Genomic DNA, 13,187 nt, shown 5'->3' on the forward strand with positions numbered 1-13,187 from the left:
CCATGAAAAACATGAAACTGGAGTGGAAAAGAGGTGACTGGGCGGCTTATTTCGGGTTGATGACCAACAACCTGACCAATTTGCTGACCATGATGGGGTTGCTCATTTTTGTCGTCGGCATCCCGAAGGAGATTGTTTATGGACGCATCGCGCCGGCCTTCGGGCTGGCGGTGCTGGCCGCGAGTATCTGCTACGCGTGGTTCGGCATGCAGATGGCGCGCCAGACCGGGCGCACGGACGTGACAGCGCTGCCGTCCGGCCCCAGCGCGCCGTCAATTTTTACCGTGACCTTCCTGGTGCTGATGCCGGTGTATCAGCAAACGGGCGATGCGGAGTTTGCTATTCAGATTGGCCTTGTCTGGTGCTTCGTTGAGGCGATGATTCTTGCGGGCGGTTCATTCCTGGGCGAAACCATCCGCAAGATGATCCCGCGCACCGTGCTGCTGTCATGCCTGTCCGGTTTAGGCCTGCTGCTGCTGGCGATGAACCCGATGCTGCAGGCGTTTGAAGCGCCGACCGTATCGTTCATCGTCCTGCTGCTGATCTTCATCAACTGGTTCGGCAAAAAGCCGATTTTCGCCAGAATCCCTACCGGCCTGCTGTTGCTGATAGCCGGTACCGCACTGGCGTGGATCTCTGGCCTGCAGAGCCCGGAAGCGATTAAAGCGTCCATGTCATCCTTCGGCTTTAACCCGCCGCAGGTGCATGTGGAAGGCTTCCTGCAGGGCCTGCCGCACGCGCTGCCGTATCTTGCCTCTGCCGTACCGCTGGGGCTGGCGAACTACATCTTTGACCTGGAGAACATCGAAAGTGCCCACGCGGCGGGGGATGAATACCCGACGCGTAAAGTCATGCTGGCGAACGGTCTGGCCTCCATGCTCGGCTGCCTGATGGGGAACCCGTTCCCGGTGACGGTTTACGTCGGCCATCCCGGCTGGAAAGCGATGGGGGCCAGCATCGGCTACACGCTGGCCTCCGGCGTGACCATGTTCATTGTGCCGCTTTTCGGGCTGGGGGCGTTTATGCTCGCCATCATTCCGATGACCGCCATCGTGCCGATTCTGGTGTTTATCGGCGTGGTCACCGCCAACCAGGTGGTGAGGGAAACGCCGAAGGTGGAAGTGCCCGTGATCTTCATCTGCCTGTTCCCGTGGATCGCCAACTGGGCGCTGACCATGATGAACAGCGTGATGGGAGCGGCGGGCACGAATGCCGCCAAAATCGGTACCGACGTGCTGCACAGCAAAGGGATCTACTACGAAGGATTAGTCCATCTGGGGAACGGGGCACCGCTTGCCAGCATGCTGTGGGGCTGTATCGCCATCTTTGCCATTATCAACAAACCGCTGCGCGGAGCCGTGGCCGCGGCGGGCGGGGCACTGCTGGCGCTGTTCGGGGTGATCCACGCCCCGGTGGTGGGTTTTGCCGAAGGCAGTTCGCTGATGTTCGTCACCGCGTATCTGATGATGGGCGGCATGTTTGTGGTGAAGCATTTTCTCGACAGCCGGGAAGTTGCGAGCGCCGCGTCGGGTAATGTTGCGAAGGAACACGTATGAAAGAGCTTATGGTCGTTGCCATCGGCGGCAACAGCATTATCAAAGACAACGCCAGCCAGTCGGTTGAACATCAGGCGCAGGCGGTCAAAGCGGTGGCAGACACGGTGCTCGAAATGCTGGCCTCCGACTATGACATCGTGCTTACCCACGGCAACGGTCCGCAGGTGGGGCTGGATCTGCGCCGCGCTGAAATCGCCCACGAGCGGGAAGGGCTCCCTCTGACGCCGCTGGCAAACTGCGTGGCGGACACCCAGGGCGGCATTGGCTACCTGATCCAGCAGGCGCTGAACAACCGCCTTGCCGCGCGCGGCGAGCAAAAGGCGGTCACGGTCGTCACGCAGGTGGAAGTGGATAAAAACGATCCCGGCTTTGCGCACCCCACGAAGCCGATCGGCGCGTTCTTCAGCGAGGCGCAGCGAGACGAACTGCAGCTCGCGCACCCGGACTGGCACTTTGTTGAAGATTCGGGCCGGGGATATCGTCGCGTGGTGGCCTCCCCGCAGCCGCTGCGCATTGTCGAGGCCGACGCGATCAAGACACTGACGCAAAAAGGCTTCGTGGTGATCGGCGCGGGCGGCGGCGGTATTCCCGTGGTGCGCTCGGCGCAGGGCGATTACCAGAGCGTCGACGCGGTGATTGATAAAGATCTCTCCACCGCGCTGCTGGCGCGCGAGATCGGCGCCGACGTGCTGGTGATTACCACCGGCGTGGAAAAGGTGTGTGTCAACTTCGGTAAGCCAAATCAACAGGCGCTGGAGACCGTCGACGTAGCGGAGATGACGCACTACATGGAAGAAGGTCATTTCCCGGCGGGCAGCATGCTGCCCAAAATCGTCGCCTCGCTGGCGTTTTTACATCACGGCGGCAAGCGCGTGATCATCACCTCGCCGGACTGCCTGCCCGCCGCGCTGCGCGGAGAAACCGGTACCCATATTGTGAATGAAGGAAGATAAGATGAGTGAAAATAAAAGCCGCCGTGAATTCATCAGCCAGAGCGGCAAAATGGTTACCGCCTGCGCGCTGTTTGGCGCGACCGGATCCGTCGCGTATGCTGCTGACTCCGCAAAGCCACTCTGCGAGACCGGTAAGCCTGTGAATATCACCGCGAAACATTACTATCTGGACAACGTGCTGCTCGAAGCCGGGTTTAATTTTGACGGCAACGTGGCGACGAGCACCCGCACCGAGCTGAAGACGCTGGAGATTCAAGACGGGAAGATCGTCGCCCTGCGCGATAACAAGCGCCACGCCGACGCCACGCTGCCGCACTACGACGCGGGCAACAAGCTGATGCTTCCGGCGATGCGCGACATGCACATTCACCTGGATAAAACCTTTTACGGCGGCCCGTGGCGTTCCCTCAACCGCCCGGCAGGTACCACCATTCAGGATATGATCCGCCTGGAACAGAAGCTGCTGCCGGAGCTTCAGCCCTACACCCAGGAGCGAGCGGAAAAGCTGATCGATCTTATCCAGTCGAAAGGCTCCACCATAGCCCGCAGCCACTGCAATATCGAGCCGACCTCCGGCCTGAAGAATCTTGAAAACCTGCAGGCGGTTTTATCGCGCCGTAAGCCCGGCTTTGACTGTGAAATCGTCGCCTTCCCACAGCACGGGCTACTGCTGTCCCATTCCGAAAAGCTGATGCGTGAGGCTATGCAGGCCGGGGCGCACTACGTGGGCGGGCTGGACCCGACCAACGTCGACGGCGCGATGGAGAAATCTCTCGACCTGATGTTCCAGATTGCGCTGGACTACGACAAAGGAGTGGATATTCACCTGCACGAGACCAGCCCAGCGGGGGTGGCGGCGGTGAACTACATGGTCGAAACCGTGGAGAAAACGCCGGAGCTGAAGGGGAAGCTGACCATCAGCCACGCCTTTGCGCTGGCGACGCTTAACGAAAAGCAGGTGGATGAGATCGCCACCCGCATGGCGGCGCAGCAGGTGACCATCGCCTCCACCGTGCCGATTGGCACCCTGCATATGCCGCTGAAGCAGCTGCGGGACAAGGGCGTGTTTGTGATGACGGGAACCGACAGCGTGATCGACCACTGGTCGCCGTACGGTCTGGGGGACATGCTGGAAAAAGCTAATCTCTACGCCCAGCTCTACATCCGCCCGAACGAGCAGACGCTCTCCCGCGCATTAGGTATCGCGACCGGCGACGTGCTGCCCCTGAACGACAAAGGCGATCGCGTATGGCCGAAAGCGCAGGATGACGCCAGCTTTGTGCTGGTGGACGCCTCCTGTTCCGCCGAAGCCGTGGCGCGCATCTCTCCGCGTACCGCAACGTTCCACAAGGGTAACCTCGTCTGGGGCGTTGTGGATTGATGTGCATTTCTCCCTCTCCCTGTGGGAGAGGGGGGGAGGGCATCAGGCCGCACTTATGTAGGCCGGGTAAGCGCTGCTTCCACGCCCGATGCTGGTGCCGATCGCCGCGCGCACGGCTCAGTAGCCGACCTTGTATACCCGCCCGCTCTGCACGCCCTCCACGCTGCGGCGATAGGCTTGCGCCACCGTCGCGGCAGGCACGCTTTCGAAGCCCGGGAAGAAGCCATCGTACGTTTCGACGGATTCGGTGAGAACCGTCGGGCTAATCAGATTGATGCGGATCCCGCGCGGCAATTCGCAGGCTGCGGCGCGAACAAACCCTTCCAGCGCCGCATTCACCGTAGTGGCATTTACGCCCTGCGCAATCGGCTCGTGCGCGACGATCCCGCTTATCAACGTAATCGAGCCGCCTTCGTTCAGGTAGTGCTGGCCGGTCAGCGCCAGGCGCACCTGTCCTAGCAGCTTATCCTGTAGCCCCTGGTTAAAGTCGCTATCTTTCATGGTCGCGAGCGGGCCAAAGTAGAGGCCACCGCTGGCGGACACAATGGCATCCACCGGACCGATTTTCTCGAACAGCGCCTGAACGCTCGCCTGAGAGGTGATATCTACCTGTTCGTCGCCCTGCGTGCGGCCGACGCGGATGACCTCGTGGCGACGACTCAGCTCTTCCGTTACCGCACGACCAACCGTACCGCTAGCACCAATAATGACGATTTTCATAGCCGACTCCTTCTGTTGTGAGCCTTCATTCTTTAATAAATTAAAATACGGATAAACTGGGCTAAAGTTAGAAGATTGCTAACCAGAGGTTTGGAATATGGATAAGCTTCGCAGCATGGAGACCTTTATTGCGGTGGTTGAAAGCGGCAGCTTCACCGTTGCGGCAGCACGGCTCGAGATGTCGGCGGTGATGGTGGGGAAGTACGTTGCGCTGCTGGAATCCCAGCTTGGCACCCGCCTGCTGGAGCGTAACACGCGGCGCCAGAGCCTGACCGACGCCGGACGCGTCTATTTCGACGAGGCGAAGCGGGTGCTGGAGCAGGTCGCGATCGCTGAAAGCGCCGTGGAACGCCTGCGCGCCGCACCGTCCGGCACCCTGCGCGTGACGGCGCCCACCTCGTTTGGCGGCAGCGCGATCGCGCCGCTTACGGCCTCTTTTTTACAACGCTACCCGGAAGTGCGCATCGAGCTGGATCTCACCAACCGGATGGTGGATCTGGTGGAGGAGGGTATCGATCTGGCCATTCGTATTGGCGACATTCACAACGACGATCTGGTGGCGAAATACCTCTGCCCTTACCGGATGGTGATCTGCGCCGCGCCGGACTACCTGGCACGCTACGGTACGCCGCAAACCCCTGCCGATCTGGTGGATCATCTCTGCCTGTCCCACAGCGTGTGGACCGCGCGCAACGAGTGGCGGCTGCCGGGCGTCGAGGGCGAGGTGCGCTGGAAGCGGGATGCGGTCTTAAAATGTAATGACGGCTACGGGCTTTGGATGGCCGCGAGAGCCGGAGCGGGACTGCTGCTGCAGCCGGAGGTGCTGGTGGCGGAAGATCTGGAAAGCGGCAGGCTGGTGCGGGTGCTGGAAGAGTATATTCCGGCGCCGAGACCCGTGCATTTATTGTGGCGTCAGGATTTACGTCAACTGCCTAAGCTTACGGAATTTATCGCCCATATTCTGCTAAGATTGGGCACACTATAAAAACAGAAGGTAAGCAAAGAATGTCCGTGAGTAAACTCGCCAGCAGCGCGCAGGGCCTGCAATCATCTGCCATCCGTGAATTATTAAAACACAGCAAAATGGCGGGCGTGATCTCGCTGGGGGGCGGTATTCCAAACCCAGACCTGTTCGATCGCGAAGGGCTGAAAATTGCCGCTGATGCCGTGTTATCTCAGCATTTTGGCGAGGCATTCCAGTACGGCCTGACCGAAGGCGTGCCGGGACTGCGGGAAGAGATTCAGCGTATTTGCGAGGGGCGAGGCATTCGCTGTAAGGCGGATGACGTGGTCGTGACCTCTGGTTCACAGCAGTCCCTCGACGTGCTGGCGCGTGCTTTGATTAACCCGGGCGATATTGTCGTCGTCGAGCGTCCAACCTATCTTGCTGCGCTGCAGGTATTCGGCCTGGCGCAGGCGAATTTTGAATCCGTCGGCACCGACGGTGACGGCATGAAGGTCGACGAGCTCGAAGTGCTGGTGGCAAATAAAACTATCAAAGCGGTCTATATTGTCCCGACGTTTGGCAACCCGGGCGGCGTGACGCTTTCTGAGGCGCGTCGTAAACAGCTGGTGGAACTCTCGAAGCGCTATGACTTCGTGATCATCGAAGACGATCCGTATAGCGAAATTAACTATACCGATGAAGTCTTCCGCCCGTTAATTGCTCATGCCAAAGATATCGGCAACGAAGAGAACGTGGTGTATACCTCTACCTTCTCTAAAATCCTCGCGCCGGGCACTCGCGTGGGCTGGGTGGTGGTACCGGAATGGCTGAAGCGCGCGGTGGTGAACCTGAAGCAAACCACCGATCTGCACACCAGCACGCTGTCGCAGCTGATGACGTATGAGTATCTGAAGACCGGCCGTCTGGCCGATCAGATTAAAACGATCCGCGAAGCCTATCGCCAGAAATACCAGACGTTCGCAACCGAGCTGGAGGCCGAGCTTGGCGACGTGATGTCTTTCCACAAGCCGAAGGGCGGCATGTTCCTGTGGGCGAATATGAAAAATGGTAGTAATACCACCCGCTGGCTGGAAAAAACGTTAAGTAACGGCGTAGTATTTGTGCCGGGCGAATTTTTCTACTGTAATGAGCCGGACCAGACAACGCTGCGCATGTCATTCGTCACCCCAACGGATGAGCAGCTGATAGAAGCGGTTCGACGCCTGAAAAAATCGCTGTAAAAGACCTGCGCATAACGGTGGTTTTGCCGTTATGCGCAATACGCGTTCAGGGCGGCACGGGCCGCAATCGTCCATGGAGAACTCCATGTTTGAATTTCTGATCGGTGTTGTGACGCACACGCCCGTCTGGGTGTGGGTGCTGTTTATCTTCCTTATCTCCCGCGGCCTTAAAGCCCGACGGCCCGCCACCGTGACGCTGGAGCGGCTTGCCATTATTCCGGGCATCTTTCTTATCTGGGATATTTACGATCTGATAGTCTATCGCACGCTGACTCCCGGGACTGTTGCATTGTGGACGGCGGGGATCCTTGCCGGGGCCGCGCTGGGGTATGTCCTGATTAAGCAGGCTGTGATTACCCGCGCAGAGGCGCCGCGCAGCCTTTACCGCCAGGCCGACTACACCGCGCTGCCGTTTATGATGCTGGCGTTCGGGGTGAAGTATGTGCTGGGCGTGATGAGCGCGGTCTCTCCCCAGGCGATGCAGCAGCCCGCCATGAGCGTGCTGGCGATCGTCTCCGGCGGCGTGTTTGCCGGTGTGTTTATTGGGAAATTTGCGCGTTATATTGGCGTGTATAACAGCGCCGCACCTCGCCCGGCGGAGTAAGATCTCCGCGCCTGTTCGAATCAGGCTACATCCGGTTGGCCAGATTTTCGCTTAGCCATGACGTCCGCAACGGTCTTTATACGGCTTAGCTCCTCCTGCGTCCTGGCGTTAGATTGCGCTTCCCAGATATCGACGTTCAGCTGTAAGTTCAGCCAAAATTCAATCGTGGTATCAAAGGCTTTTGCCAGCTTGATCGCCATATCGGCAGTAAGCTTGCGATTGTTATTGACCAGCGCGCTGATGGTGTTGCGGTGAACATTGAGCATCTCCGCCAGATCGCTGATTTTCAGATTGAGCGGTTCAAGATACTCATACTGCAACACGTCGCCCGGCGTGGTGGGTTTGCGGAGTGCCTGTTGAAGTGTCATAGATGATGCCTCACTTGTGTTGCGTGTACTTGTGTGGAGAGAGGTACAGATCTTCTGCTTTACCCTCTGTCCAGCGAAATACGAGCCTGTATTGCCTGTTTACCCGGATGGAGGAATAGCCCTTCAGCGGAGGATTCAATGCTTCATACATATTACCCGGTGGCGATCGCAAATCCCTGTGCGAGGTTGCTGCCCTGATGATATCGAGCTTTCTCGCAAGCGCTGTTTCCAGATTTGAAGGGATAACATTGCTCGATCTGCCGTAAAGAAAAAAATCCTCAAGCCATTGATCCCGAAAATAACTAATCATAATGCTGGCGAGCTCCAGTCCGTGAAGCTGAATGAATAGTAATGCACTCCTGCACTGTGCGCAAGTGCGTTTTGTCTGCGGTTAATATTACCTGGGCGATGGCTGAAGGGAAGTGGGATGCATGACTAAAGATTAATCCTCCGAGGCAGGTTCCAGTTCTGGCGTGCGGTTTAATGCCCGGCGGCGCTGCGCTTGCAAGGGCCTGGGGGGATGTAGGCCGGGTAATGCGCAGCCGCCACCCGGCGATTGGCTATCGCTCCCTTAGCGCCTCTTTCGCCCGGTTGAACGGTTTAATCAGATAATCCAGCACCGTTTTCTCTCCGGTCTTAATGTCCACCGTCGCAATCATCCCCGGTACAATCGAGAAGTGCCTGCCCGCCTTATTGACCAGGTAATCCTGACTGGTGCGGATAAACACCCTGTAATAGAACACCTCCGGCTTGGCCTCATCCTGAATGGTATCCGGGGAAATCGTCTCAACGACCCCGTGCAGGCCGCCGTAAATGGCGTAATCGTAGGCGGTGATTTTGACCAGCGCCTCCTGGTTCGGGTGGATAAAGGCGATATCGCGCGGCGACAGGCGAGTTTCGATCAGCAGGTGATCGTCCACCGGCACAATCTCCATCAGCTCGCCGTTGGGCGGGATCACCCCGCCGATGGTGGTCACCTTGATATTTTTCACGATCCCGCGCACCGGGGATTTTACCGTCAGACGGGTGACGGAATCCTGGCGGCCCTTGAGGATGGCTGAAACCATATCCACCTCAGCGTTGGCTTTGGATAACGCCTCGCGCGCCTGGACGTAATACTGCGAGCGCACGTCGGTGAGCTTCAGCTCCAGATCGCTTTTCTGCCGCTGCAGCCGCAGCACCTCCACGTGGCTGGCGGCCCCGGTTTTGACCAGCCGTTGGGTGATGGCCAGCTCTTTATTGGCGAGATCTAACGCGGCGCGCAGCTCCCGCTGGGTATCCTCCAGCTGCGCGCGGCGCGAGTTGTACAGCCGCGTTTCATCGGCAATCAGATCCGGCCATTTCGCCAGCGAAGGCGGGAATTTCAGCGGCAGATCGTTCACCTCGGCGTACAGGCGGGCGCTGGAGGCCAGTGAGGCCCGGTAGCGCGCCGCGCTTTCGCCGACGTTCGACTCAGAACGCGTCGGGTCAAGCCGCGCCAGCACCTGTCCGGCCAGCACCTGATCGCCTTCGTGGACGTTCAGCTCGGTGAGGATCCCGCCGTCGAGAGACTGTAAGACCTGCTCGCGCGAGCTGGGGATCACTTTACCCGAACCGGTTGACACCTCATCCAGCACGCCAAACCACGCCCAGACGCCCAGCACCACAAACATCAGCAGCGAGAAGATCACGATCCGGCGCGCGCCGGTGTAGCCGCTTTCGGAGTCGAGGGCGTTATCCAGATCGTCCATTGCCGCCACGTCACGCTGACTGATTTTCATTTTTCCACTCCCGTCCGGTTGCTGCCTGCTGCTGTTGCTGCTGCATACGGCTGTTGCTCAGCGCCTGGGCTTTTGGCGCGTCCATCACCAGCATGCCTTCTTTTAACACCACGACGCGCTCCACCAGTTCCAGAACCGGTACGCGGTGCGTGGCGACGATCAGGGTGCGATGCCCGAGCCAGTCGCCCAGGCGCTGGATGAATTCCCGCTCGGTGTGCTCATCCAGCGACGCGGTGGGTTCATCCATCAGCACAATATTCGGATCGCGCAGGAGCATTCGCGCCAGCAGAATCGACTGGCGCTGCCCGCCGGAGAGCCCTACGCCGTTTTCCATGAACGGATAGTCCAGCCCCTTGGGCAGCTTCTGGACGAAGCCCGCTGCGCCGGTCAGCTCCAGCGCCTCGAAAATTTCTTCGTCGGTGGCGCGCGGCATGCCGAGGGTGATGTTTTCGCGCAGGGTGCCGTAAAACAGCCGCGCGTTCTGAGTCATAAAGCCGACGTTGCGCCGCACGTCCGCCACGTCGAGATGCGGCAGGCTGAAGCCGTCGAGCCGCAGTTCGCCCGCCGCCAGGTCCATCCCGCCCGCCATCGCCTGCAGCAGGGTTGATTTGCCCGCGCCGTTGCGCCCGAGGATCGCCACTTTTTCTCCCGGCCTTATCTCCAGGCGATTAATGCGCAGCGCCATGCGCGGATCGTCCGGCTGATAGCGGAACTGCGCCTGCTCGAAAAGATAGTGTCCGCGCAGGACGTCCTGGCGGATCGGCGTCTCCTCGCGCTGGTTTTCGGTGGGAAGCTGCATGATGCTGTCCAGCCCCTCTTTTGCGGCTTTGACCTGCTGCCAGCGCGCCAGCACGCCGCACAGCGTCGCCATTGGGGCGATCATGCGGGAAGCCAGCATCGACGCGGCGACCACCGAGCCGGTGGTCAGGGTACCGTCGATCACCATCGGCGCGCCGACCACAATCACCCCGGCGTAGACCAGGCTCTGAATGGTCATCCCCCAGCTGATCAGATTCTGCGTCAGCTCGCGAGTGCGCAGGCCGGATTCCGCGGTGATCTGGATATAGCTGTTCCACTGCTGCAAAAAGCGGTTTTCCGCCTGCATCAGCTTGATGTCCTCCAGGCCCTGCACGCTCTCCACCAGCACCGCGTTGCGCAGGGTTGATTCATGCGCCGACTGCTTTGCCAGCTCCGCCAGCTTCTTCTGCAGCAGCAGGCCGGGCAGGACCATGATCACCGCCGCGACCGGGGCGATCCACGCCAGCTGCGGGGCGATGATCGCCAGCACCACCACGAACAGTAAAAAGAAGGGCAGGTCGACAATCGTCGAGATGGTGGACGAGGTCACCATCTCACGGATCTGCTCCAGCTCGCGCAGCTGTGAGATAAAGCTGCCGGTGGAGCGGGGGATCGCGCTGTTACGCAGCCGCAGAGCGTGGCCGAATACGCGATCCGAAACGCGCATATCCGAGCGCTTGCCCAGCAGATCCATAATGTGCCCGCGCGCCACGCGCAGCACAAAACCAAACAGGGTGGCAATCAGCACCCCTATGGTCAGGACGTACAGCGTCGGGTAGGACTGGGCGGGGATCACCCGGTCATAGACCTGCATGGAAAAGACGATCCCGGAGAGCGACAGCACGTTGATAAACAGCGCGGCGAGCATCACCCAGCTGTAGGGGCGGAGATCGCGCATCACCAGCCGGTAGAGCCAGTCCGGACGATATTTGGAGATATAGGCATCCACGCGGCTGTCCTTTAGCGCGGCGAGTGGACGCAGGGCAATAACGTGGCGTATAGCGGGCAGCATCGCCGTCATCGACAGCCGGTTGGTGTAGGTCTCGTCGTCGAAAAAGCTGACTTCCAGCGTATCGTCCCCGTCGAAATGCTCGATCACGCCGATCCTGCCGTCATTCATCGCTACGACAACCGGCAGACGCCAGCTGTTGATCGCCTGTCGATCGTCGGTAAGGAGCTGAAACGACAGCCCTGCTTCGCGGGCCAGCTGGGTGAGGGCGGGCACCATCGGTTTGCCTTTCAGCCAGGGTGCGCCTGCAATCAGCGCGCCGGGCGAGCAGGCGACGCGATAGCGCGTGGCAACAAAACCAAAGGCCTGTGCCCACTGCGCCAGCGCCTCATCCGTCATGTTTTCACCTTGCGGGATATCACGCTGCTTCATGGCTGGATCTCCACGGTCTGGATGGTGCGGTTATCAAGATCGAACGCGTGACGCAGCTGTCCGGTGTTATACAGGCAGTTGAGCTGCAGCTGGTGCAGCTGACCGAGGGTCTGCTGCTGGGTGAAGCGCGCCTGATAAACCTCCTGTTCGGCGTTGAGCACGTCGAGCAGCGGGCGCGAGCCGAGGTCAAGATACTGCTGCTGGTACAGTTCGCGGGTGCGTGCGCTGAGCGCCTCCTGACGGCCCTGAATTTGCAGCGTGCTTTGCAGGCTCATCACCTGGCTGCGGGCTTCCAGCAGTTTCTGGCGGACATCAAGACGCGTGCGCTGAATGGTGGACTGCGCCGCCTCCACCGCGTGTCCGGCAGCGTTACGCCGTGCGGTGAGGCCGCCGCCCTGATAAAGCGGCATCTGAACTTTCACCCATGCGGAATACTGGGTGCGATCCCGCGTGTCGCTGCCCGCGTAGCGATCGTTCATGTAGTGGCGCACCTCCGGCTCCAGCGAGACGGTTGGCGTCATTTGCGCGTCGGCATAGTCCAGGTTAGCCTGGGCGACGTTAGCCTGCGCCCAGGCGGCGAGAACGGCGGGAACCAGGCGGTCGTCCGGCTCGGCGATGTCGCAGCTCCGGCCCAGCTTTTGCGGAAAGTCATTGCTTATCGCGTTCAGGCTGTTCCAGCCGAGAAAGCTCATCAGCGTGGCGCGGGCGCTGTCCAGACTGGCCTGGTACTGCATCAGCTGAGCTCGCGCGCCTTCGATTCGGGCATCGGTCTGCACCACGTCAGAGAGCGATGTGGCCCCTTCGTCGTTACGCTGGCGGGTCAGCGTGCCAATAGAGGAGAGGGCGTCGAGCTGCTCTTTAGCGGTCTCAACCATCTGCTGCCAGGTTTGCACCTGCACCATGGCGACGGCGGTATCGTGGGCGATAGTGTCGATACTCACCAGCACGTTGGCCTGCTGCTGGGCAACGCCGGCGCTCTCGGCGCGTACCTGGCTTGCCACTTTGCCAAAGTCGTAGAGCATCTGTGAGAGAGAAAGCACCAGCGACGGCGTAAAGCCGTTCTGGTCGCCGTCGTGGGAATAACCGTTGTCCACGCCGGCATTAATCTGCGGATAGTATTTTGACTTAGCGACGTCTACCTCTTCGCTCTGCTGGTAGAGTTTCCCCACGGCTTCGCTGATGGCCGGGTGCCAGGTGACGGCGCGGTTAACGGCATCGCCAAGCTGCAATGAACCGGGTGCGGCTTTGCCAGCCGCAGGTGCGACGCGGCCGTTGAGCGAGGGGAGTTCCTGCGTTTCGCGAAGCTGTCCGGTATTGATGGTGGCCGCCGGATTTGCGCAGAAAGCGGGCACAGATATCAGGCAGCACGAGAGCCACCAGTAAGGCATCTTCATTCCCATGTCATGTCCCTATAAAAAAATACGGCTTTATTATTTATGCCCGGGCGCTGCGCGCCCGGGTCATCTCTTGCAGGTGGTA

The 13,187-nt window shown here is 59.9% G+C and carries 12 protein-coding genes; 6 read left to right on the forward strand and 6 right to left on the reverse strand.

The window, feature by feature from the left end; genetic code table 11:
• The first annotated feature begins 2 nt into the window (after window positions 1–2).
• Genes F0319_RS08595 through F0319_RS08605 form a run of 3 tightly spaced genes read left to right on the forward strand, consistent with a single transcriptional unit; the run spans window position 3 to window position 3,890 of the window.
• A complete protein-coding gene (locus F0319_RS08595; protein WP_115876113.1) occupies window positions 3–1,556 on the forward strand; it encodes a xanthine permease in 1,554 nt (517 codons plus the stop codon).
• Window positions 1,553–2,509 (forward strand): carbamate kinase family protein, encoded by a 957-nt coding sequence (locus F0319_RS08600; protein ID WP_111965885.1) that lies wholly within the window; start codon window positions 1,553–1,555, stop codon window positions 2,507–2,509. Before F0319_RS08595 ends, F0319_RS08600 begins: the two co-directional genes overlap by 4 nt.
• Before the next feature lies 1 nt (window position 2,510).
• Window positions 2,511–3,890, forward strand: a complete 1,380-nt coding sequence (locus F0319_RS08605) for an amidohydrolase family protein (protein WP_111965884.1) — start codon at window positions 2,511–2,513, stop codon at window positions 3,888–3,890.
• A 117-nt stretch (window positions 3,891–4,007) separates the two neighbouring features.
• On the opposite strand, the gene F0319_RS08610 is transcribed toward F0319_RS08605, so the two are convergent.
• Window positions 4,008–4,610 carry a short chain dehydrogenase gene (locus tag F0319_RS08610; RefSeq protein WP_023308908.1) on the reverse strand — a complete coding sequence of 201 codons (603 nt, stop codon included), beginning with the start codon at window positions 4,608–4,610 and terminating at the stop codon, window positions 4,008–4,010.
• A 97-nt stretch (window positions 4,611–4,707) separates the two neighbouring features.
• Here F0319_RS08610 and F0319_RS08615 point away from each other — a divergent pair, with 97 nt between their 5' ends.
• From F0319_RS08615 to F0319_RS08625, 3 genes are all read left to right on the forward strand, one after another.
• Window positions 4,708–5,595, forward strand: coding sequence for a LysR family transcriptional regulator (locus tag F0319_RS08615; protein WP_149366683.1), 888 nt, complete (start codon window positions 4,708–4,710; stop codon window positions 5,593–5,595).
• Window positions 5,596–5,615: 20 nt separating this feature from the next.
• A complete protein-coding gene (locus F0319_RS08620; RefSeq protein ID WP_149366684.1) occupies window positions 5,616–6,797 on the forward strand; it encodes an aminotransferase-like domain-containing protein in 1,182 nt (393 codons plus the stop codon).
• A gap of 85 nt (window positions 6,798–6,882) precedes the next feature.
• Window positions 6,883–7,401 (forward strand): DUF6622 family protein, encoded by a 519-nt coding sequence (locus F0319_RS08625; RefSeq protein WP_149366685.1) that lies wholly within the window; start codon window positions 6,883–6,885, stop codon window positions 7,399–7,401.
• Between the two features lie 20 nt (window positions 7,402–7,421).
• Here the strand turns inward: F0319_RS08625 and F0319_RS08630 are convergent, their stop codons facing one another.
• The 5 genes from F0319_RS08630 to F0319_RS08650 all read right to left on the reverse strand — a co-directional run bounded on the left by F0319_RS08630 (window position 7,422) and on the right by F0319_RS08650 (window position 13,108).
• Entirely contained in the window at window positions 7,422–7,769 is a 348-nt protein-coding gene (locus F0319_RS08630; RefSeq protein ID WP_063408808.1) for a HigA family addiction module antitoxin, read from the reverse strand.
• Window positions 7,770–7,779: 10 nt separating this feature from the next.
• Entirely contained in the window at window positions 7,780–8,079 is a 300-nt protein-coding gene (locus tag F0319_RS08635) for a type II toxin-antitoxin system RelE/ParE family toxin (protein WP_063408809.1), read from the reverse strand.
• A gap of 250 nt (window positions 8,080–8,329) precedes the next feature.
• Window positions 8,330–9,499: a beta-barrel domain-containing protein gene (locus tag F0319_RS08640; RefSeq protein ID WP_149366691.1), complete on the reverse strand. Its 1,170-nt coding sequence runs from the start codon at window positions 9,497–9,499 to the stop codon at window positions 8,330–8,332.
• A 10-nt stretch (window positions 9,500–9,509) separates the two neighbouring features.
• The gene (locus F0319_RS08645) at window positions 9,510–11,708 is read right to left on the reverse strand and encodes a type I secretion system permease/ATPase (protein ID WP_149366686.1); all 2,199 of its coding nucleotides are present in this window, start codon (window positions 11,706–11,708) and stop codon (window positions 9,510–9,512) included.
• A complete protein-coding gene (locus F0319_RS08650) occupies window positions 11,705–13,108 on the reverse strand; it encodes a TolC family outer membrane protein (protein WP_111965879.1) in 1,404 nt (467 codons plus the stop codon). Before F0319_RS08650 ends, F0319_RS08645 begins: the two co-directional genes overlap by 4 nt.
• Between the last annotated feature and the right edge of the window lie 79 nt (window positions 13,109–13,187).

It is taken from the genome of Enterobacter vonholyi (assembly GCF_008364555.1).
GTDB classification, from domain to species: domain Bacteria; phylum Pseudomonadota; class Gammaproteobacteria; order Enterobacterales; family Enterobacteriaceae; genus Enterobacter; species Enterobacter vonholyi.

What these genes read in the sequence shown, in the direction of transcription:
- F0319_RS08595 (WP_115876113.1), top strand. Translation starts at nt 3, where the DNA reads ATGAAAAACATGAAACTGGAGTGGAAAAGAGGTGACTGGGCGGCTTAT.
- F0319_RS08640 (WP_149366691.1), bottom strand. Translation starts at nt 9,499, where the DNA reads ATGGACGATCTGGATAACGCCCTCGACTCCGAAAGCGGCTACACCGGC.
- F0319_RS08630 (WP_063408808.1), bottom strand. Translation starts at nt 7,769, where the DNA reads ATGACACTTCAACAGGCACTCCGCAAACCCACCACGCCGGGCGACGTG.
- F0319_RS08625 (WP_149366685.1), top strand. Translation starts at nt 6,883, where the DNA reads ATGTTTGAATTTCTGATCGGTGTTGTGACGCACACGCCCGTCTGGGTG.
- F0319_RS08645 (WP_149366686.1), bottom strand. Translation starts at nt 11,708, where the DNA reads ATGAAGCAGCGTGATATCCCGCAAGGTGAAAACATGACGGATGAGGCG.
- F0319_RS08605 (WP_111965884.1), top strand. Translation starts at nt 2,511, where the DNA reads ATGAGTGAAAATAAAAGCCGCCGTGAATTCATCAGCCAGAGCGGCAAA.
- F0319_RS08650 (WP_111965879.1), bottom strand. Translation starts at nt 13,108, where the DNA reads ATGGGAATGAAGATGCCTTACTGGTGGCTCTCGTGCTGCCTGATATCT.
- F0319_RS08615 (WP_149366683.1), top strand. Translation starts at nt 4,708, where the DNA reads ATGGATAAGCTTCGCAGCATGGAGACCTTTATTGCGGTGGTTGAAAGC.
- F0319_RS08635 (WP_063408809.1), bottom strand. Translation starts at nt 8,079, where the DNA reads ATGATTAGTTATTTTCGGGATCAATGGCTTGAGGATTTTTTTCTTTAC.
- F0319_RS08610 (WP_023308908.1), bottom strand. Translation starts at nt 4,610, where the DNA reads ATGAAAATCGTCATTATTGGTGCTAGCGGTACGGTTGGTCGTGCGGTA.
- F0319_RS08620 (WP_149366684.1), top strand. Translation starts at nt 5,616, where the DNA reads ATGTCCGTGAGTAAACTCGCCAGCAGCGCGCAGGGCCTGCAATCATCT.
- F0319_RS08600 (WP_111965885.1), top strand. Translation starts at nt 1,553, where the DNA reads ATGAAAGAGCTTATGGTCGTTGCCATCGGCGGCAACAGCATTATCAAA.